At 66.4% G+C, this 21,109-nt stretch carries 10 protein-coding genes; 9 read left to right on the top strand and 1 reads right to left on the bottom strand.

What is annotated here, in order from left to right:
- The first annotated feature begins 199 nt into the window (after positions 1-199).
- The 8 genes from TZ03_RS12650 (at position 200) to TZ03_RS12615 (ending at position 10,301) form a co-directional block, all read left to right on the top strand.
- The gene (locus TZ03_RS12650; RefSeq protein ID WP_051097995.1) at positions 200-3,031 is read left to right on the top strand and encodes a xanthine dehydrogenase family protein molybdopterin-binding subunit; all 2,832 of its coding nucleotides are present in this window, start codon (positions 200-202) and stop codon (positions 3,029-3,031) included.
- A complete protein-coding gene (locus TZ03_RS12645) occupies positions 3,024-3,560 on the top strand; it encodes a (2Fe-2S)-binding protein (RefSeq protein ID WP_051097992.1) in 537 nt (178 codons plus the stop codon). Before TZ03_RS12650 ends, TZ03_RS12645 begins: the two co-directional genes overlap by 8 nt.
- Before the next feature lie 2 nt (positions 3,561-3,562).
- Positions 3,563-4,774, top strand: coding sequence for a cytochrome c (locus tag TZ03_RS12640; protein ID WP_051097986.1), 1,212 nt, complete (start codon positions 3,563-3,565; stop codon positions 4,772-4,774).
- 3 nt (positions 4,775-4,777) lie between these two features.
- Complete coding sequence (locus tag TZ03_RS12635) at positions 4,778-5,749, top strand: XdhC family protein (RefSeq protein WP_051097985.1); 972 nt, start codon at positions 4,778-4,780, stop codon at positions 5,747-5,749.
- Entirely contained in the window at positions 5,746-6,309 is a 564-nt protein-coding gene (locus TZ03_RS12630) for an NTP transferase domain-containing protein (RefSeq protein ID WP_051097983.1), read from the top strand. The genes TZ03_RS12635 and TZ03_RS12630 overlap by 4 nt, the downstream gene beginning before the upstream one ends.
- A 379-nt stretch (positions 6,310-6,688) precedes the next feature.
- Positions 6,689-7,372: a response regulator transcription factor gene (locus TZ03_RS12625; RefSeq protein ID WP_051097981.1), complete on the top strand. Its 684-nt coding sequence runs from the start codon at positions 6,689-6,691 to the stop codon at positions 7,370-7,372.
- On the top strand, positions 7,369-8,691 hold the full coding sequence (locus TZ03_RS12620; protein ID WP_051097979.1) for an ATP-binding protein: 1,323 nt from the start codon (positions 7,369-7,371) through the stop codon (positions 8,689-8,691). The genes TZ03_RS12625 and TZ03_RS12620 overlap by 4 nt, the downstream gene beginning before the upstream one ends.
- Before the next feature lie 218 nt (positions 8,692-8,909).
- Positions 8,910-10,301, top strand: a complete 1,392-nt coding sequence (locus tag TZ03_RS12615; RefSeq protein WP_051097977.1) for an aspartate aminotransferase family protein — start codon at positions 8,910-8,912, stop codon at positions 10,299-10,301.
- Positions 10,302-10,745: 444 nt separating this feature from the next.
- On the opposite strand, the gene TZ03_RS12610 is transcribed toward TZ03_RS12615, so the two are convergent.
- Entirely contained in the window at positions 10,746-11,714 is a 969-nt protein-coding gene (locus TZ03_RS12610; RefSeq protein WP_051097975.1) for a siderophore-interacting protein, read from the bottom strand.
- Positions 11,715-11,984: 270 nt separating this feature from the next.
- Between TZ03_RS12610 and TZ03_RS12605 the strand changes: the two genes are divergently transcribed.
- Positions 11,985-21,109: non-ribosomal peptide synthetase (locus tag TZ03_RS12605; protein WP_051097972.1), on the top strand; the 9,125-nt coding region annotated here is incomplete at its 3' end.

The following is a 21,109-nucleotide window of genomic DNA, read 5'->3' as shown; positions in this document are numbered from 1 at the left end:
AGCGCCGAAACTCCAACGGCGAACACCTGCCAGCCTCAACACGGATCTCCCCTTATAACCCGACACACCGCGACACATTGTCGGCTTGACTTTGCCTACGGGCACATACTTGCTGTAAAGTTGACGCACAAGTCAGCTTTTACCAGGCTAGTACCAGAACCAAAAAAGGGCAGACCCCCAACTGCCCAGAGGATCAAGCATGTCCAACCGTGATATTTCCCGGCGCGCCTTCCTGCAAGGCGGCCTGATCGCTGGTGTCGGCGTGACCATGGCGCCGCTCGGCAGCCAGGCCTTCGCCGCACTGATGGAGGAACGCGTCACCGCCTCGCCACAGAAGTGGATGAACCATGACGGCAAGGCGCGTTTTCGCAACGACGCCCTTTCCAAGGTCTGTGGCGAAAAGGTGTTCGCCCGCGACATCCGCGCCAAGGACATGCCCGGCTGGCCCGCGCAGCAGGGCCATGCGTTGCTGCTCAAGACCACCAAGGCCGACCGCCTGTATGCCGGGTATGACCTCAGCCTGCTGGGCGCCGACCTGCAGCCGGACCGCATCGTCACTGCCGCCGACCTGGAACGGGATGGCATCGTCTGGCCCGAGGCGCACTCGCCCGACCCGTTGCTGCCGCCCGGCAAGGTGCCGATGTTCATCGGCCACCCGGTGGCGATCCTGATCTGGCACGACTTCGAACGCTTCCGCCAGGCCAAGCGCAAGTTGCAGTTCAATGACCAGGCGATTCGCTATGGCGCCCAGGCGCCGCTGTACCAGCGTGACCCTTATGGCAGCTTCCGCTTCGTGCGCGTGGGCGGCGCCACGCCGTTCGATGACGATGAATTCTCCAGCCTGAAGAATTCCATGCTGTTCCCCTCCATCCTCAACCGCAAGCCGGTGTGGTCGAAGGAACCCAACCAGCATGGCGACCTGACCGAGCAGGGCCTGTTCTATGCCAAGCGCATGGCCGAGCAATTGGACAACCCGCCCGAGGACTGGCTGGTGTTCGACGAGCGCTACAAGACGCCGTCCATCGAGCCCGCCGCACTGGAACCGGACAACGGCAATGGCTGGTACGACCCGGCCACTGGCACGCTGCATTTCGTGGTCGCGACCCAGTGCCCGTTCGAAGTGGCCCAGGAATGCGTGCACATGATCAAGCCGTCGCGCTTCGCTCTGAACACGCTGAACATGCACCCCGGCTACACGGTGGGCTACGGCTCGAAAGACAACAACATCTTCGTCTTCTACGCCGCCGTGGCCGCGCTGTATGGCGCCGGTGTGCCGATCCGCCTGGCCAATGACCGCTATGAGCAGTTCCAGAGCGGCATCAAGCGCCATGCCTTCGATATCCGCTACCAGCTGGCGGTGGACAAGAAGGACAACAGCTTCAAGATCTTCCGCGCCGACATGAGTTGCGACGGCGGCGGGCGCATCAACTACAGCCCATCGGTGGCCGCGGTGGGCGCCACCGCGGCGCAGTCGATCTACTACATGCCGCAGAACGACCTGTCGGTCACCGCCTACCATTCCCGTGGCGTCGAGGCCGGCTCCATGCGCGGCTACGGCACCCTGCAGAGCATGGCCGCCACCGAAATGATGGTGGATGAGATCGCCGGGCGCCTGGGTGTCGATGCCATCGACCTGCGCCGCGCCAACGCGCTGAAATCGGGCATGAAGAACACCCAGGGCGCGGTCCCGGCGGGTGCCCTGCGCCTGTACGAGATTCTCGACAAGGCCGCCGTGCACGACTGGTGGCGCAACCGCGATGCGCGCAAGCAGCAGATGGACGCCCAGGACCCGGACCACTGGTACGGCGTGGGCTTCGCCATCTGCCAGAAGGACTTTGGCACCGGCTCCGAAGCACCCATGGCCAGCATCGAATTCAGCCGCGACGGCCGCATCAGCCTGCGCCATATCGGCACCGAGCTGGGCACCGGCATGTCCACCTCCCAGGCCCTGGTGGTCAGCGACTTTCTCGGCCGCTCGGCCGACGAGGTGAAGACCGCGGTCACCGAATGGCCGGAGCTGCAACTGACCACCAGCGGCAACCCGTACCTGATCAGCCAGCCCGAGCAGGACGCCGCGCTGCGCAACCCGCGCTGGGTCGGCAAGCTGGCTTCGCCGTCGTCGGCGACCAACTCGGCCTTCTACTTCAGCCATGCCACCCGTGAAGCGGCGCGCGTGCTGTTCAACCACGGTTTGTGGCCGGCGGCCATGGCCATCTGGAGCCAGGGCCCGCATGGCGGCCAGGCCAACCCGCTGGTGGTGCGCCGTGAGAACGCGGTATGGGTCAACGGTGAGCTGACCGGCAACGGCTTGTCACCGATCCCGTTCGTCCAGCTGGCCCAGAAGGCCCACGACATGGGCCTGGTCACCGGCGTTAGCGTGCATGGCTTCAACCGCTGGAGCTGGGCCGAGGCCGACTTCGTCATCGACGGCGTGCGCGAGCGCTTCCCGCTCGATGCCGTGGCGGTGAAATATGGCGATGGTGCGGTGAACGCCAAGAAGGCGCAGATGAGCAGCCATGGCTACCACTTGCTCGACCGGCAGAACGCCGCCTATCCCGACACCCAGCTGAACAACGCCATGGTCACCTACTACAGCCCGGTGGCGACCATCGTCGAAGTCAAGGTGAACAAGGGCACTCACGAAGTGCAGGTGCTCAACCACCACAGCTGGGTCGAGTGCGGCCGGGTACTGGTGCCGGAACTGGTCAAGGGCCAGCTCGAAGGCGGTATCGCCATGGGTATCGGCCACGCACTGACCGAAGAAATGCCGTTGTACGAGGGTGGGCCCGGGGAGGGCGACTGGAACTTCAACCGCTACCGCCTGCCGCATGCGCGTGACGTGGCGGTGTGGAAGCAGACCAGCGAAATCCTCCCGCCGCTGTCACCGACCGACCCGTCCAAGGGCATTGCCGAGGTGGTGATGATCCCGGTCGTCGGTGCCATCGGCAATGCCGTCGCGCATGCCATCGGCAAGCGCGTGCGCGATCTCCCCATCACCCCAGCCCGTATCAAGGAGGCCCTCAATGGCTAACCGTCCACTGCAACTGACCCTCAACGGTCAACCGGTCGGCCCGGTCGAGGTCCCCGAAGACCTGGCGATGATCGACTACCTGCACGAGCACCAGAACCTCACTGGCTCGCGCCTAGGCTGTGGCCAGGGCATCTGCCACGCCTGCGTGGTGATCGTCGACAACCCGGATGGCACCAGCGAAGAAGTGCGCACCTGCATCACCGGCGCACACTACTTCGAGGGCAAGAAGGTCCGCACCATCGAAGGCCATGCCAAGCAGGACGAAGCCGGCAACCTCACGCTGAACCCGATCCAGCAGAAGTTCGTCGACCTCTTCGCCTTCCAGTGCAGCTACTGCGCGCCGGGCTTCGTCAACGCCGCCACCGTGTTGGTGGAAACCGCCCAGCGCCAGCCGCTGAAGCAGAGCGAGCTGGAAGACCGTATCGAGGCCAGCCTGGGCCACCACATCTGCCGCTGCACCGGGTACGTGCGTTACTACGACGCCACCCGCACGGTGCTAAACGACCTCGGCCTGGTCAAGGAGGGTTGAGCATGGGCTTCGTTCGTAGCGCCCTCGCGCTGGCCTTGGCTGTTGGTATCAGTTCGGTTGCCCTGGCGGCCGACGAAGCACAGGTCAAGCGCGGCGAATACCTGGCCCGCGCGGCCGACTGCATGGCCTGCCACACCGCCGAAGGCGGCGCGCCGTATGCCGGCGGCCTGCCGATTCATTCGCCGTTCGGCACCATTTATGGCAGCAATATCACCCCGGACAAGCAGTACGGCATTGGCAACTACAGTGCCGACGAGTTCTTTGCTGCCGTCACCCAGGGCAAGCGCAAGGATGGCGCCAACCTTTACCCGGCAATGCCGTATACCTCGTACCACCTGATCAAGCGCGAAGATTCGGACGCGATCCTCGCCTACCTGATGACTGTGCCACCGATCAACCGCCCGGCCCCGCAGACCGCGTTGCGCTTCCCGTTCAACGTGCGCCTGGGGCTGAGCGGCTGGAACATGCTCTATGGCAAGAGCGTGCAACTGCAGCCGACCGAAGGTAAAAGCCCTGCCTGGCAGCGTGGGCAGTACATGGTCGAGGTCATGGGCCACTGTGGCGAGTGCCATACCCCGCGTAACCCCATAGGCGCGCTGCAGCAGGACAAACGTCTGACCGGTGGCCTGCTGGGCGGCTACCTGGCCCCGAGCCTATTGGCCCAGGACCTGGCCGAGCGCGGCTGGACCCAGCCGGACCTGACCACCTTCCTCAAGCACGGCATCAGCGCTCAGGGCAGCATGTTCAACGAGATGTTCCCGGTGGTGCACCATAGCACCCAGCACCTGGAAGACGCTGACCTGGCGGCCATGGCCACCTACCTGCTGGGCGACCAGCCGCCGCCAGCCAAGGTCATCGAGGCCGTTGCGCTGGAGCAGATGAGCGACAGCGCCAAACGCGGCCGCCAGCAGTACCTCAACGTCTGCGCCGGCTGCCATGGGGTCGACGGCGAGGGCAAGCCGCACATCGCCGTGGCCATGCGCGGCAATACGGTGCTGCGCCAGGATGATTCGCGCAACCTGGTCAAGGTCATCCTCGAAGGTATCCGTGAACAGCAGTTCACCGGTTTCGAGCGCATGCAGCCGATGCCGGGCTTTGCCGATAAGCTCGATGACCAGCAGGTGACGGATATGGTCAACTACCTGCGTCAGGCCTGGGGTGGATTGCCAGGTGACCTTAACCTGCAGCAGCTCGCCGAGCTGAAGGCGGAGTAAAGCGTGCAGCATCTTGATCTTCAGGTAATCCGCCAGGCGTTGCAGTGGTCATGCAGCGGCCAGCGGGTGTGGTTGTGCACGGTGCTCGCTACCTACGGCTCGGCGCCCCGTGCGCCGGGCTCGTTGCTGGCGGTCAATGCCAGTGGGCAGTGGCTGGGTTCGCTGTCGGGTGGCTGCGTCGAAGATGACTTCCTCGAACGTGTGGGGCAGGGCGAGTTTCCTGAGCTGGTTGCCATCGTGCGTTATGGCGATGGCAGCGACCCACGTTCGAGCATTCGCCTGCCGTGTGGCGGCGTGCTCGAAGTGCTGGTGGAGAACCTGCCGGCCGAGTGCGAGGTGCAGACGCACCTGCGTGAGCTGGAACGTGCGCTGCTGGGCCAGCGCCGGGTGCTGCGTGAGGTGAGCCTACCGGCAGGTGAGCGCCACCTTGTCGACGACTATAGCCAGGGGCCGCGTGTCGAGCGTGAAAACGGCCGCGTGCGTCTTCGCGTAGGCGCCGCCCAGCGTCTACTGTTGGCCGGCTACTCCAGCGTCGCGCATTTCTGCGCCGAGTTCGGCAGGGGCATGGGTTTCGAGGTCGTCCTGTGCGAACCGCGTGACGAAGTGCTCGACGGGGTGCGGCTGGACGGTATCGAAGTGCGCCGTGAACTGCCGTCGGAGTTCATCATCAACGGTGGTTGCCATGCCGATACAGCGGTGGTGGCGCTGACCCATGACCCGAAGATCGATGACCTGGCGATGCTCGAAGCAGTGCGCACCGAGGCGTTCTATATCGGTGTGATGGGCTCTCGGGCAACCTCCGACAAGCGCCGTGAGCGCCTGCAACGGGTGGGTGGGCTGGGTGATGTCGAACTGGGCCGCATCCATGCCCCGATCGGCCTCAACCTGGGCAGCAAGACACCCGCCGAGATTGCCCTGGCGGTGTTGGCTGATGTGCTGCGCGTGCGTAACGGCATCGAGCGGGTGGCGCTGTGAGCGTGGTCGCGTTGGTATTGGCGGCGGGCAGCGGCTCGCGCTTCGGCTCCGACAAGCGCCGGGCGACCCTCGCCGATGGGCGTAGCTTGCTGGCGCACAGCGTGGAGCGTGCACAGGCGGTGTTCGAAGAGGTGCGTGTGGTATTGCGCGAGGGGGAGCGCAAGGAGGATTTCGGATTGCCTGGCGATTGCCGGGTAATATTCAGCCCTGAAGCGGCTTCGGGCATGGGCCATAGCCTGGCTGCCGGAGCTCGGTCCTTGCTCGACAGCCAAGCGCCGGCGGTGGCGATTCTGCTGGGTGACATGCCCTGGATCGAGCCGGCAACCCTGCGCCGGCTGGCCGAAGCGGCCAGTGCGGCCAGCATTGTGCTGCCACGCCATGCAGGGCAGCAGGGGCACCCGGTGATTTTCGGTCGGGATTTCTGGCCGGCGTTGTGGCAGTTGAGTGGGGATGAAGGGGCGCGGGCGGTGGTGCGGGCACATTGGGATTGTTGTGTGGTGGTTGAAGTGGATGATGCTGGGGTTCTGCTGGATATAGATACGCCGCATGGGTTGATTTAGGCCCTGGTGTTCGCCACGACATTTTCAGCGCCTGGGAGATCGAGCGCCGCCCGCGCGGCGCTTCGCGGGCAAGCCCGCTCCTACGTTTGTTTCCGGCCAATTATGCCTGGGGGATTTGCGCGCGAACGCCTTGGCGCCTGTCTCGATATCGCGTCGTACCAACAAGGCGGTCGCGCGCGTCCATCACAGGGGTGACTGGCCCGAAACAAACGTAGGAGCGGGCTTGCCCGCGAAGCGCCGCGCGGGCGGCGCTCGATCTCCCAGGCGCTGAAAATGTCATGACAAACCCCCAGCCCAACCCGCCCCCAAAAAGGTCCATAATCCCCCCTTAATCCGCCCAAGGTGCAATACCAGCCACACCACTCCGGGAGCCCCCACCATGCACGTTCTGCTCTGTGAGGACGACGACCTGATCGCCGCCGGTATCTGCGCCGGCCTTACCGCCCAGGGCCTGACCGTGGACCGGGTGGGCAACGCGGCCGATGCGCGGGCGATGCTCCAGGCCGCGCAGTTCGACGTGATGATCCTCGACCTCGGCCTGCCCGACGAAGACGGCCTCAAGCTGTTGCGCCGCCTGCGCCAGCAAGGCGAGACGCTGCCGGTGCTGGTGCTCACCGCCCGTGATGCGGTCACCGACCGGGTCGACGGCCTGCAGGCCGGCGCCGACGACTACCTGCTCAAGCCCTTCGACCTGCGCGAGCTGGCGGCGCGCCTGCACACCCTGCTGCGGCGGGTGGCCGGGCGGGCGGTGAATGTGATCGAGCACGGCCCGCTGTGTTATGACCCGAGCAGCTGCGAGGCGACCCTGGCTGGGCGGCCGGTCGACTTGTCCCGCCGTGAGCAGGCATTGCTCCAGGCGCTGCTGCAGAACCCCGGGCGGGTGCTGTCCAGCGAGCAATTGAAAGACTGCGTGTACGGCTTCAGTGACGAAGTCGAGAGCAACGCCCTGAACGTGCATATCCACCACCTGCGGCGCAAGCTTGGCAACGGCATCGTCGAGACCGTGCGCGGCCTGGGTTACCGCCTGGGGCCAGCGCAAGCACCGGAAGAGGCCGCATCATGAGCCTGCGAGTACGCCTGAGCCTGATCCTGGGCAGCGCCTTCGTGATCATATGGGTACTGGCCGCGGCATGGATGCTACGCGACCTGCGCCAGCAGATGATGTTTTCCCTCGACCAGCGCCTGGTGGCCTCGGCGCGCATGGTCGCCGGGCTGGTCGACCAGTTGCCGCAGCCGCTGGCCGCCAAGGGCGAGGACGCGCATTTTGCCGCCGACCAACTCAGTGTGCCGGACGGCATGGCCTGCCAGGTAAGTTCGCTGCGTGGCGAAATCCTGGCCAGCAACCACAAGCACGACGGTGCCATGGACGACGAGCGCAGTGGCTTCCGTGACCAGACCATCGACGGCGCGCTGTGGCGCACCTTCACCTACAACCATGGCGATGTGCGCATCACCACCGCCGATCGGCACATGGAACGCGAGGCGCTGAACCAGTCGATCCTGCTGGCGGCCTCGGCTCCCGTATTGATGGCCTTGCTCGGCAGCCTGGGGCTGTTGTGGATCGGCCTGGGCAAGGGCCTGGAACCGCTCAACCGCATATGCGATGCCTTGCGCCGAAGGCGCGCGGACAGTGTCGAACCGCTGCAAGTGGCGGGCATGCCCAGCGAGTTGCAGCCGTTGCTGGAGACCCAGAACCAGCTGTTCCTGCGTATCGCCCAGACCATCGAGCGCGAGCGGCGCCTGACCGACGATGCCGCGCATGAACTGCGCAGCCCGCTGACCGCGATCAAGACCCACCTGCAGGTGGCGCGCATGACCGATGGCGCGGTGCGCGAGCAGGCGCTGGAGCATGCCGAACAGGGCGCGGACCGCATGCACCGCACGCTGGAGCAGTTGCTGATGCTGGCGCGGGTGGAAGGCAGCCTGTCGTTCGAGGATGGCGTGCAGTGCAGCGCCGAGCAGGTGGCCCGGCAGGCGGTGCAGGATGCAGGTGGCGGTGACAACCGGCGTATCGTGTTGCGCTTGCCTGAAGAGGCCACGCAAATCTACCTGGGCATGCCCGCGCCGCTGGCGGTGGCGGCGTTGCGCAACCTGCTGGATAACGCCCTGCGCCATGGCGGCGAAGAGGCAGTGGAGCTGGAGGTGCAGATGGCTGACGGGCAGGTAGGCTTCATGGTGCGTGACCATGGGCCGGGGATTGCCGAGGCGGATCTGGAACACCTGACCGAGCGTTTCTGGCGCAACGGGCAGAGCGGTGGTTGCGGGCTGGGGTTGGCGATTGTGCAGGCGATCGTGCAGCGGTGTGCCGGTAGCCTCAGGTTCGACAGTAGTAGCGATGGCTTGCGGGTGTGGTTGCAAGTGCCGGCGCGTTCGATCAGTTGATCTTCACTGCCTGTGCCGGCCCTTTCGCGGGCTTGCCCGCTCCCACAGGGATCGCATGCACCTCAGGCCCTGTGCAGTACCTGTGGGAGCGGGCAAGCCCGCGAAAGGGCCGGCACAGGCGGAGTAAAATACAGTAACAACCGCTAAATCCTCCCCGCACTCAAGCGTTTTTCAAGCGACGAACACCCGCACTTTCGCTTGCTTGCGAGGATTCACCCATGTCGATTGCTTCCAGCCTTGCCCAGGCCTTGCCGGCCAGCGCGCCGCAACCTTTGTACGAGTTCACCGAGTCGCCTCTGCTGCAGCGCCAGCAGCAACAGGAGTCCAACGCCCGCAGCTACCCACGGCGCATTCCGCTGGCGCTCAAGCGCGCCCGTGGCATCCATGTGGAAGATGTCGAAGGCCGCCAGTTCATCGACTGCCTGGCCGGCGCCGGCACCCTGGCCCTGGGGCACAACCACCCAGTAGTGGTCGAGGCGATTCAGCGCGTGCTGGCTGACGAGCTGCCACTGCACACCCTGGACCTGACCACGCCGGTCAAGGACCGCTTCGTCCAGGACCTGTTCGGCATCCTGCCCGAGGCGCTGCGCCGTGAGGCCAAGGTGCAGTTCTGTGGCCCGACCGGCACTGATGCAGTCGAGGCTGCGCTGAAGCTGGTGCGCAGCGCCACTGGCCGCAGCACCGTGCTGGCGTTCCAGGGCGCCTACCATGGCATGAGCCAGGGCGCGCTGAGCCTGATGGGCAGCCATGGGCCGAAACAGCCACTGGGGGCCTTGCTCGGCAACGGCGTGCAGTTCATGCCATACCCGTACGACTATCGCTGCCCGTTCGGCCTGGGTGGCGAAGCCGGGGTCAAGGCCAACCTGCATTACCTGGAAAACCTGCTGCTCGACCCGGAGGGCGGCGTGCCGCTGCCGGCGGCGGTGATCCTGGAGGTGGTGCAGGGCGAGGGCGGAGTGATCCCGGCCGATATCGAGTGGCTCAAGGGTGTGCGCCGTATCACCGAGCAGGCAGGCGTGGCCTTGATCGTCGACGAGATCCAGAGCGGCTTTGCCCGTACCGGGCGGATGTTCGCCTTCGAGCATGCTGGCATCGTGCCGGACGTGGTCACCCTGTCCAAAGCCATTGGGGGCAGCCTGCCGTTGGCGGTGGTGGTGTATCGCGACTGGCTGGACACCTGGAAACCGGGCGCACACGCCGGCACTTTCCGGGGTAACCAGATGGCCATGGCGGCGGGTTCGGCGGTGATCAATTACTTGGTCGAGCATCGCCTGGCCGAGCATGCCGAGGCAATGGGGCAGCGGTTGCGTGGGCATTTGCAGCGCCTGCAGCGGGACTATCCGCAGTTGGGTGATATCCGAGGCCGTGGCTTGATGCTGGGTGTGGAACTGGTCGACCCGCAAGGCCAGCCCGATGCGCTGGGCCACCCACCGGCTAACCGCGACCTGGCGCCGAAGGTGCAGCGCGAGTGCCTCAAGCGCGGCCTGATCCTGGAGTTGGGTGGGCGGCATGGGGCGGTGGTGCGCTTTCTGCCGCCGTTGGTCATCAGTGACGAACAGATCGACGAGGTGGCGCAGCGCTTTGCCGAGGCGTTGATAGCGGCGGTCTGAACCATTGCCGGGGCCGCTTTGCGGCCCATCGCCGGCAAGCCAGCTCCCACAAAGATCGCATCAGGGCTGACAGGTGTTTGCCACAGCATCTTCAGCGCCTGTGAGATCGAGCGCCGCCCGCGCGGCGCATCGCGAGCTGGCGCTCGCTCCTACGTTTGTTTCAGGCCAGTTACGCCTGTGGCAGGCGCGCACGACCGCCTTGTTCGTACGACGCGATATTGCGCCATGCGCCAAGGCGTTCGCGCGCAAATCCCACAGGAATAATTGGCCTGAAACAAACGTAGGAGCGAGCGCCAGCTCGCGATGCGCCGCGCGGGCGGCGCTCGATCTCACACGCGCTGCATATCTCATGGCAAACACCTGTCAGCCCTGATGCAGCCCCTGTGGCTTGTCGTGGCGACGAACCGCGGCGATGGGGCGCACAGCGCCCCCGGCTATCTCAAGTCAATCAAAGGTCCGCCCGGCCCGCCAATAGCCCATCAGGGTCAGGCACTCTCGTTGCAACCCGCGCTCCTTGATCAGATGCCGGCGAATATCCATTACTGTCGCCGATTCCCCCGCGACCCAGGCATGGAACGCACTCTTGGCACTACTGGCCTGCTCCCACAGTATCCGTGTGTCGATATCCACCTCTTCCAGCTTTACCCGCGACGCGGCCTGCCCTTGAGGCAGGCTGGCCAGTTCGCGCACCGCATGCTGCATGGCCTGGCCATGCGCGCAGCCCAGTAGCTCGCGCGGCAGCCAATGCAGTTCGGTGGCATGGCCATGGCGCAGGTCCAGGCAATCGGCCTCCAGCGGCACCTCGATGAACGCCTGCACCGCAAGCTCGGGCTGGGTCTCTGCCAGCCGCTCAAGGATGCCGGCAATCGCCGGAAGTGCCGTTTCGTCACCCACCAGCAGTACGTTGCGCACCCCCTGGGGTGGCTTCCATTCATAACCGCCGGGGTCGCCGGCATAGGCCAGGTTGGGCGCGACCATCTGCAGGCGGTCACCCACCTGGGCATGGGTGGCCCAAGCTGAAGCAGGGCCGTTGACGCCATGCAGCACGAAATCTACATCGACTTCCAGTGCTTCCCGACGCAGCGCGCGGATGGTGTAGGTACGCATGGGTGGGCGCTGTGCTGGCGGCAAGGCGCTGTGCGCCGTTTTCCAGTGGGCATCGGCGGGAAGTACAGGCAGCGAACCATCTGGGGCGGGAAAGAACAGCTTGACCCGTTGGTCGGGGGCCAGGGTGGCCATCTGGGCCACATCCGGGCCGGTGAACACCAGGCGTGCAAGTGATGGGGAAAGGGTGATGCGTTGCTTGAGCTGCAGGTCGAACAGGCGGTAGGCGCTGGCAGCCGGGTTGTGGCTGCCGACCAGGCGGCGCAGGCCTTGCTGGAGCGCCTGGGTGATGCGGGCGGGGCTGGACATGCGAAGGTCCTCTTGCAGGGCGGCTTTCTCGGTAAACGAGCCGCCGCGACGGCAAATTAACGCCGCGCTGTCGGCTTGTCAGCCACACCCGACATTGGCCCAGAAATTCACCGACAACGATGAGTGAGGTAATCGAAGGGGTGGCCGTGGAATGCGGTGTGTCTGCAACTGCCGTCAGGGGCGCGGTGGCATTAATTTTTTTCAGGTTGTATCCGTTTCGTAGGGATAGCCGGGCCCCGCCCGATACCTCACTCGTACGGAAGCAATCTGATGAATGCCGAAAAGTCCCTGCTACTGGCCCGCCGTTTCATTGAACTGCCGCAGGAGAAACGCGGCGTGTTCCTCGAGACCCTGGCCAGGGAGGGCATCGACTTTTCCCAGTTCCCCATTCCGGCCGGGGTCCAGGCGCCGGACCGCCAAGGGTTGTCCTATGCCCAGCAGCGCATGTGGGTACTTTGGCAGATGGACCCCCAGGGCGGCGCCTACAACCTGCCAGGCGCGGTGCGTCTGAGCGGGCAACTGGACGAGTCCGCGCTGGAGCAGGCGTTCGCCAGCCTGCTGGCGCGTCACCAGAGCCTGACCACAGTATTCGAGGTCCAGCCTGACGACAGTCTGCTCCAGGTCCATCGCCCGGTCGGCGAGGCCTTGATCGAGCGTGTCGACCTGCGTCAGTGGGATGAGGCCGAGTGCGAAGCGCAGGTGCGTGCCGAAGCCGAGGCCGAGTCATTGCGTCCATTCGACCTGGCGCAAGGGCCGCTGCTGCGCGTGCGTCTGCTGCGCCTGGCCGAGCAGGAACATGTGCTGCTGTTGACCCTGCATCACATTGTTTCCGACGGTTGGTCGATGAACGTGCTGATCGACGAATTCAGCCGCTGCTACGACGCCTTCGCCGCTGGCCATGCGCCGCAACTGCCGGACCTGCCGATCCAGTACGTCGACTATGCCCTGTGGCAGCGCCGCTGGCTGGAAGCCGGCGAACTGGCACGGCAGCTGGCGTACTGGCAGGCGCAGTTGGGCGATGAGCAGCCCGTGCTCGAGCTGCCCTTGGATAATGCCCGTCCGGCGACCCCGAGCTTCAGCGGCGAGCGCCGCTCGTTCGCGGTCGATGCGGCCTTGGCCGAGCGGCTGCGCGGCTTCGCCCGCCAGCATAACCTCACGCCGTTCATGGTCATGCTTGGCGCGTTCGGCTTGCTCCTGCAACGCTATACCGGCCAGCCCGACCTGCGTATCGGCAGCCCGGTGGCCAACCGCAACCGCGCCGAAGTCGAAGGGCTGATCGGTTTGTTCGTCAACACCCAGGTGTTGCGTGTGCGGCCGGAAGCGCACCTCGATGTGCTGGCCTACCTGCAAGGCATCAAGCAGGTCGTACTCGGTGCCCAGGCGCACCAGGACCTGCCGTTCGAACGCCTGGTCGAGGCGCTCAAGGTCGAGCGCAGCCTGAGCCATGCGCCGCTGTTCCAGGTGATGTACAACCACCAGCCGCAGGTCGCCGACCTGGCCACCGTGACCCTGGCCTCGGGGCTGCAACTGTCGCCCCTGGCATGGCGCAGCCGCACCACCCAGTTCGACCTGAGCCTGGACACCTACGAGCAGGGTGGCACCCTGCACGCCGCCTTCACCTACGCCAGCGACCTGTTCGAGGTCGCCACCATCGAACGCATGGCGACACACTGGCAGGCCCTGCTGCAGGCCCTGGTCAGCCAGCCGCACAGCGCGCTGTGGCAACTGCCGATGCTCGATGACGCCAGCCGTCGCACAGTGCTGGAGGATTGGAACGCCACCGCCCGCGATTATCCGCTCGGTCGCGGCGTGCACCAGCTGTTCGAGGATCAGGTGCGCCACGCGCCAGACGCCCCGGCGCTGGTGTTCGGTGATACCGCGCTCAGCTATGCGCAGCTCGATGCCCGCGCCAACCGCCTGGCTCACTTCCTGCGCGCGCAAGGCGCCGGAGCCGACAGCCTGGTGGGTATCAGCGTGCTGCGCAGCGTAGAAATGGTCGTCGGGCTGATGGCGATCCTCAAGGCCGGCGCGGCCTACGTGCCGCTGGATCCGGAATACCCCGAGGAGCGCCTGGCCTACATGATCGAGGACAGCGGCATTCGCCTGCTGCTGACCCAGCAGGCGCTGCAGGGCAGCCTGCCGGTGCCCGGTGACGTGCAGTGCATCGCCCTGGACCAACTGACGCTGGACGACCAGCCAGACAGCCCGCCCCAGGTGGCGAACGACCCACGGCAGCTGGCCTATGTCATCTATACCTCCGGCTCCACCGGCCGGCCGAAAGGCGCCGGCAACAGCCATGAAGCCCTGGCCAACCGCCTGCACTGGATGCAGGAAGCCTATGGCCTGGGCGCCGGTGACACGGTGCTGCAGAAGACCCCGTTCAGCTTCGACGTCTCGGTCTGGGAGTTCTTCTGGCCGCTGATGACCGGTGCTCGTCTGGCCGTGGCCGCACCCGGTGACCACCGGGATCCGGCGCGCCTGATCGAGACCATTCGTCGCCATCAGGTCAGCACCCTGCATTTCGTGCCCTCGATGCTCCAGGCCTTCATCCACGAGCCCGGTGTCGAGACCTGCGACAGCCTGCGCCGCATCGTCTGCAGCGGCGAGGCATTGCCGGTGGACGCGCAGCTGCAGGTGTTCGGCAAGCTGCCGGCGGCGGCGCTGTACAACCTCTACGGCCCCACCGAGGCGGCCATCGACGTCACGCACTGGACCTGCATCGACGAAGGCCGCGACAGCGTGCCCATCGGCCAGCCCATCGCCAACATCCGCACCTATGTGCTCGATGCTGGCCTCGAGCCGGTGGCGCCGGGCGTTGCCGGCGAACTCTATCTGGGTGGCATTGGCCTGGCCCGTGGTTACCACCGGCGTCCGGGGTTGACCGCCGAGCGCTTCGTTGCCGACCCCTTCGTTGCCGGACAGCGTCTGTACCGTACCGGCGACCGGGTTCGCCAGCGTGTGGATGGCGTGATCGAGTACTTGGGGCGTTTCGATCATCAAGTGAAAATCCGTGGCCTGCGCATCGAACTGGGCGAGATCGAGGCGCGCCTGGCCCAGCATGCCTGGGTGCGCGAGGCCGTGGTGTTGGCGCTGGACGGCAAGCAACTGGTGGCCTACCTGGTGCTCGACGAAACGCCAGACGGCTGGCAGCAAGGGCTCAAGGACTGGTTGCTGCAGGCACTACCGGAATTCATGGTGCCCAGCCACCTGATGCCACTGGAGCACTTCCCGCTGACCCCCAACGGCAAGCTTGACCGCAAGGCCCTGCCGCAACCGGATGCCGCTCCGCGCGGCGCCTACGTGGCGCCGCAAACCGATGTGCAGCGTACCCTGGCGCAGGTCTGGAGCGAGGTGCTGGGCGTGGCCGAGGTCGGTCTGGACGACAACTTCTTCGAGCTGGGCGGCGATTCGATCATCGCCATCCAGGTGGTTGGCCGCGCTCGACGCCGGGGCCTGCAGTTCAGCCCGCGCGACCTGTTCCAGTTCCAGACCGTGCGCGGCCTGGCCGGCGCGGTCGGGCGCCAGCCATCGTTGACGGTTGAGCAGGCGCCGGCCACCGGCGAGGTGGCGCTTAGCCCTGTGCAGCGACATTTCTTCGAACAGGCCATTGCGGTCCGCCAGCACTGGAATCAATCATTGCTGCTCGGCGCCCGGCAACCGTTGCAGGCCCAGGCGCTGGTCGATGCCTTGGGCGATGTGGTCAACCACCATGACGCCCTGCGGCTGCGCTTCGAGCCCGCCGCCGAAGGCTGGCGGCAGCACTATGGCGCGCCGGTCGCGCAGGTCGAGCTGTGGCAGCGCCAGGCTGCGGATGCCCAGGCGCTGACGACGCTCTGCGACGATGCCCAGCGCAGCCTCGACCTGGGCTGTGGACCGCTGTTGCGCGCCATGCTGGTCGACTTGCCGCAAGGCGAGCAGCGCCTGTTGCTGGTCATCCACCACCTGGTGGTCGACGGCGTGTCCTGGCGTATTCTGCTGGAGGACCTGGAGCAGGCTTATGCCCAGCGCCTGGCAGGGCAGCCGCTGTCGCTGGCGCCGCGCACCAGCAGCTACCAGGCCTGGTCTGCGCAACTGCACGAGCAGGTGCCGGCGTTCCTCGGACAATTGCCCTACTGGCAAGCGCAGCGCGGCGATGGCGCACTGCCGTGCGACAGGCCGGACGCGCCGGTGAGCAACCGCCATGGGGCCAAACTGGCGTCGCGTCTGTCCCGCGAGCGCACCCGTCAGTTGCTGCAGGTCGCGCCCGCAGCCTATCGCACCCAGGTCAACGACCTGCTGCTGACCGCCCTGGCACGTGTCATCTGCCAATGGAGCGGCAGCCAGGCGGCGCTGGTGCAGCTGGAGGGGCATGGCCGCGAAGAGCTGTTCGACGGCATCGACCTGACCCGCAGCGTCGGCTGGTTCACCAGCCTCTATCCGCTGCGCCTGGCCCCACGCGCCGATCATGGCGACTCGATCAAGGCCATCAAGGAACAGCTGCGCGCGGTGCCGGACAAAGGCATGGGCTACGGCGTGCTGCGTTACCTGGGTGACGCCTCGGTGCGCGAGGCCCTGGCGACGCTCGACGCGCCGCGCATCACCTTCAACTATCTGGGCCAGTTCGACAGCCAGTTCGATGCCCAGGCCTTGCTGGCGCCGGCCACCGAGCGCGGTGGCGACGGCCAGGACCCGGACGCGCCGCTGGCCAACTGGCTGACCCTGGAAGGGCAGGTCTACAACGGCGAGCTGTCGCTGCAATGGGGCTTCAGCCTGGCGATGTTCGACACCGACACGATCCAGGCGCTGGCCACGGCCTATGACCAGGAGCTGGAGGCGCTCATCGAGCACTGCCTGGGCGTGCCTGCCGGGCAACCGTCGCCGTCGGACTTCCCGTTGGCGCGCATTACTCAGGCGCAACTGGATGCATTGCCGGTGCCCGGCCACGAGATCGAAGACCTCTACCCGTTGTCGCCCATGCAGCAGGGCATGTTCTTCCACTCGCTGTATGAAACCCAGGGCGGCGCCTACATCAACCAGTTGCGCCTGGATATCGGCGGCCTGGACCTGGAACGCTTCGGCGAGGCCTGGCAGGCGGCCCTGGCGCGTCACGAGATCCTGCGCAGCAGCATTCACTGGCAGGGCCTGGACAGTGCCCACCAGATCGTCCAGCGTCAGTTGCCACTGCCGCTGCGCATCGTCGACGAACCTGCGGCAGACCTCGATGCACTGGCTCGGGCCGAGCACGAAGCGGGTTTCGATCTGTCCCGCGCACCCTTGTTCAGGCTGCTGCTGGTGCGTACCGGGGCCGACGACTGGCACCTGGTCTACACCTGCCATCACATCCTCCTGGATGGCTGGAGCAATGCCCAGCTACTGGCCCAGGTGATCCAGCACTACGTCGGCGAGCGCACGTCAGCGCCGGCCGGCCGTTTCCATGATTACCTGGCGTGGCTGCAACGCCAGGACGCCAGTGCCGGCGAGCGTTTCTGGAAAGCCCGTCTCGGCGCCTTGCAGGCGCCGACGCTGCTCGCCCAGACCCTGCGTCGCCCCGCCGACGCGCAAGGCGAGGGTGAGTACCTCGCCCGCCTCGACGCCGCGCAGACCGCCGAACTGGAGCGTTTTGCCCGTCAGCACAAGGTGACCTTGAACACGCTGTTCCAGGCGGCCTGGGGCCTGTTGCTACAGCGCCTGACCGGGCAAGCCTGCGTGGCCTTCGGCGCCACGGTGTCCGGACGCTCGGCGCCATTGCCGGGCATCGACGACCAGCTCGGGTTGTTCATCAATACCTTGCCGGTGCTGATCGATGCCGCGCCTGATCGCCAGGTGGCCGGTTACCTGGCCGACGTGCAGGACTTCAACCTGGGCCTGCGTGAATTCGAGCATGTGCCGCTGTATGCCATCCAGGGGTGGGCTGGCCAGCAGGGCGCGGCGCTGTTCGACAGCCTGCTGGTGTTCGAGAACTTCCCGGTGGCCGAGGCGCTGCGCCAGGGCGCGCCTGCCGGCCTGCGTTTCGGCGCGGTGAGCAATCACGAGCGTACCCACTACCCGCTGACCATCGGCATCGAGCTCGGTGATGGGGTGAGCCTGGCGTTCGGCTACGACCCTGCGCTGTTCGCGGCAGAGCAGGTGGGTCAGCTGTGCGCCGGGCTACGCCAGGTGCTGGCGCAGATGGTCGCCACGCCGGCGGCGCCGGTAGGCGCGCTGGGCCTGCTCGACGATCAGGGGCAGGCCGAGGTGCTTGGCTTCAGCCAAGGCCGCGCACTGGCGTTGCCGAGCCAGGAACTGGTTCACCAGCGTATCGCGGCACAGGCCGCGCGCCAGCCACAGGCCTTGGCCTTGCAATGTGGCGAGCTGCGCCTGAGCTATGGCCAGCTCGATGACCAGGCCAATCGCCTGGCGCATGCACTGATCGCCGAGGGTGTACGCCCCGGCCAGCGTGTCGGCCTGGCCCTGCGCCGTGGCCCGCAGCTGATCGTCAGCCTGCTTGCCGTGCTCAAGAGCGGCGCGACCTATGTGCCGCTGGATCCGCAGTATCCGCATGAACGGCTGGCCTACATGATCGAGGACAGCCGTCTGGACCTGTTGTTGTGCGACGACGGCCTGCTGGTCGAGTTGGCGCTGCCGGCGGGGCTGCGCCGCCTGGAGCTGGGGATGTTGGGCGAGCAGGTCGCGCAGTGTGGCGACCACGACCCGGATGTGCAGGTCGCCGCCGAGCAACTCGCCTATGTCATCTACACCTCCGGTTCCACCGGGCGCCCGAAGGGGGTGGCGATCAGTCATGCGGCACTGCGCGAGTTCAGCTACAGCGCCACCGGCTACTCCCGCCTTGAGCGCGACGACCGGGTGCTGCAGTTCGCCACCTTCAGCTTCGATGGCTTCGTCGAGCAGTGCTATCCGCCGCTGTGTGTCGGCGCCGCGCTGATCATGCGTGGCGAGGAACTGTGGGACGCCGATCAGCTGGCGCGGTTGATTGTCGAGCAGGGCGTGACCCTGGCCGACCTGCCGGCCGCCTACTGGCACATGCTGGCCAAGACTTGCGCGGCGCGGCCAGGCCACGGCCTGGGCAAGCTGCGTCAGGTGCACGTGGGCGGCGAGGCCATGTCGGTGGAAGGGTTGCGCCTGTGGCATGCGGCGGGGCTGGGCGGGATCCGCCTGGTCAACACCTATGGCCCGACCGAGGCGACGGTGGTCTCCAGCGTGCATGACTGCCGCCTGGAAGATGCGCAGGACGCGTATGGCGTGCCGATCGGCCAAGCCATCGCCGGCCGCTCGCTGTATGTGCTGGACAGTGCCGGCCAGCTGTTGCCCAGCGATGGCGTCGGCGAGCTGTGCATCGGTGCGCCGAACTGCCTGGCGCAGCAATACTTCGACCGCCCGGGGTTGACCGCCGAGCGTTTCCTGCCGGATCCCTTCGCCGAACAGCCTGGCGCACGCCTGTACCGTAGCGGCGACCTGGCGCGTTATACCCAGGCCGGGGTCCTGGAGTACGTAGGGCGTATCGATCATCAGGTGAAGATTCGCGGCATGCGTATCGAGATGGGCGAGATCGAGGCCTGCCTGCAAGGGCTGGCGTCGGTGCGCGAGGCGGCGGTGCTGGCCCTCGCCGGGCCGACCGGGCCGCAACTGGTGGCCTACCTGGTCGCTGCCCAGGCCACGCCTTCCGCTGACTGGCTACAGGGTGTACGGGTTGCCTTGGGCCAGGCGCTGCCTGACTACATGATCCCCGCCCACCTGCTGGTGCTGGAACGGCTGCCGTTGAACAACAACGGCAAGCTCGACCGCGCGGCCTTGCCGGCGCCGGACTTCCGTGCAGCCCAGCAGGCCTACGAAGCGCCGCGCACGCCGTTGCAAGCACAACTGGCGACGATCTGGGCGCAGGCCTTGCAGGTCGAGCGCGTCGGCCTTGCCGACAGTTTCTTCAGCCTTGGTGGCCACTCGTTGCTGGCGACCGAGGTCATCGCGCGCATTCGCCAAGGGCTCGGGCTCGAAGTGCCCCTGCGGCAGCTGTTCGAGCAGCCGACCCTGGGGGCCTTCGCCGACCGTTGCGCCGAGCTGGGCCAGGGGGCGGCAGCGGCGATTGCGGTATTGCCGCGCACGCCTGCGATGGCCGTGTCCTATGCCCAGGAGCGCCAGTGGTTCCTCTGGCGGCTGGACCCACAGAGCGCCGCCTACAACGTTCCGGCGGCGTTGCGTGTGCGGGGGCCGCTCGAGTTGTCGGCGTTGCAGTCGGCGTTCGACCGGGTCATCGCCCGTCACGAGCCATTGCGCACCACCTTCGATGACACCACGGGGATGCTGCGACAGCATATTCATCCGCACCTGGCGCTGCCAATCGTGATCGAGCACTCAGGCGAGCTGGACGATGCGGCGCTGGCGGCTTGGGTCGATGCCCAGGTGCGGGCGCCATTCGACCTGGTGCGAGGGCCGTTGCTGCGGGTCAAGTTGCTGGCCATGGGCGAGCAGGATCATGTGCTGGTCATCGTCCAGCATCATATCGTTTCCGACGGCGCCTCCCTGGAGGTGTTGGTCGAAGAGCTGCTGCAGGGCTACCACGGCGAGCACAGTGCGCCGTTGCCTGTGCAGTACGCCGACTACGCGGCCTGGCAGCGCCAGTGGCTAGACGGTGGCGAGCGTGCGCGCCAGCTCGATTACTGGATGGCGCAGCTGGGCGGTGAGCAGGTCGTGCTCGAGCTGCCGTTCGACCGGCCACGCCCGGCTCAACGGCGCCTGCGTGGTGCCCGCCTGGACTTCCCGCTCGAGGCTGAACTGAGCCATGGCCTGCAACAGCTGGCCAAGACTCAGGATGCTTCCTTGTTCATGTTGCTGCTGGCAGCGTTCCAGGCCTTGCTGCACCGCTACAGCGGCCAGGCCGACATCCGCGTCGGCGTACCGGTGGCCAACCGCACTCGGGCTGAAACCGAGCGGCTGATCGGTTTCTTCGTCAATACCCAGGTGATGCGTGCCGAGGTCGATGGCGGGCAGGGCTTTGACGCCCTGTTGCGCCAGACCCGGCAGGCGGCGCTGCAGGCCCAGGCCCACCAGGACCTGCCGTTCGAGCAACTGGTCGAGGCCCTGGCACCGGAACGCAATCTTAGCCACAGCCCCGTGTTCCAGGTGTTGTTCAACCACCAGTACGCTGCGCGCGCCGAGCGGAACTGGGGTGACCTGCGTGTCGAGCCGCTGCATTGGGACAGTGCCACGGCGCAGTTCGACCTGGTGCTGGATACCAGCGAGACCGCGCAGGGGCTGATGGTTTCCCTGGCATACGACACCGACCTGTTCGAGCGCTCGACCATCGAGCGGCTGTCGACCCACTTCATCAATCTGTTGCAAGGCATCGTCGAGCAACCGCGACAACCGGTGGCCGAACTGCCATTGCTGGCGGCCGCCGAGCGCGAGCGCACCCTGGTCACGTG

The organism is Pseudomonas sp. 10-1B, assembly GCF_000935045.1.
Taxonomy (GTDB): domain Bacteria; phylum Pseudomonadota; class Gammaproteobacteria; order Pseudomonadales; family Pseudomonadaceae; genus Aquipseudomonas.
The sequence above is the reverse complement of the archived record's forward strand: the minus strand, read 5'-3'. Positions and strand labels throughout refer to the sequence as shown.

What these genes read in the sequence shown, in the direction of transcription:
- TZ03_RS12650 (WP_051097995.1), top strand. Translation starts at nt 200, where the DNA reads ATGTCCAACCGTGATATTTCCCGGCGCGCCTTCCTGCAAGGCGGCCTG.
- TZ03_RS12645 (WP_051097992.1), top strand. Translation starts at nt 3,024, where the DNA reads ATGGCTAACCGTCCACTGCAACTGACCCTCAACGGTCAACCGGTCGGC.
- TZ03_RS12640 (WP_051097986.1), top strand. Translation starts at nt 3,563, where the DNA reads ATGGGCTTCGTTCGTAGCGCCCTCGCGCTGGCCTTGGCTGTTGGTATC.
- TZ03_RS12625 (WP_051097981.1), top strand. Translation starts at nt 6,689, where the DNA reads ATGCACGTTCTGCTCTGTGAGGACGACGACCTGATCGCCGCCGGTATC.
- TZ03_RS12620 (WP_051097979.1), top strand. Translation starts at nt 7,369, where the DNA reads ATGAGCCTGCGAGTACGCCTGAGCCTGATCCTGGGCAGCGCCTTCGTG.
- TZ03_RS12615 (WP_051097977.1), top strand. Translation starts at nt 8,910, where the DNA reads ATGTCGATTGCTTCCAGCCTTGCCCAGGCCTTGCCGGCCAGCGCGCCG.
- TZ03_RS12610 (WP_051097975.1), bottom strand. Translation starts at nt 11,714, where the DNA reads ATGTCCAGCCCCGCCCGCATCACCCAGGCGCTCCAGCAAGGCCTGCGC.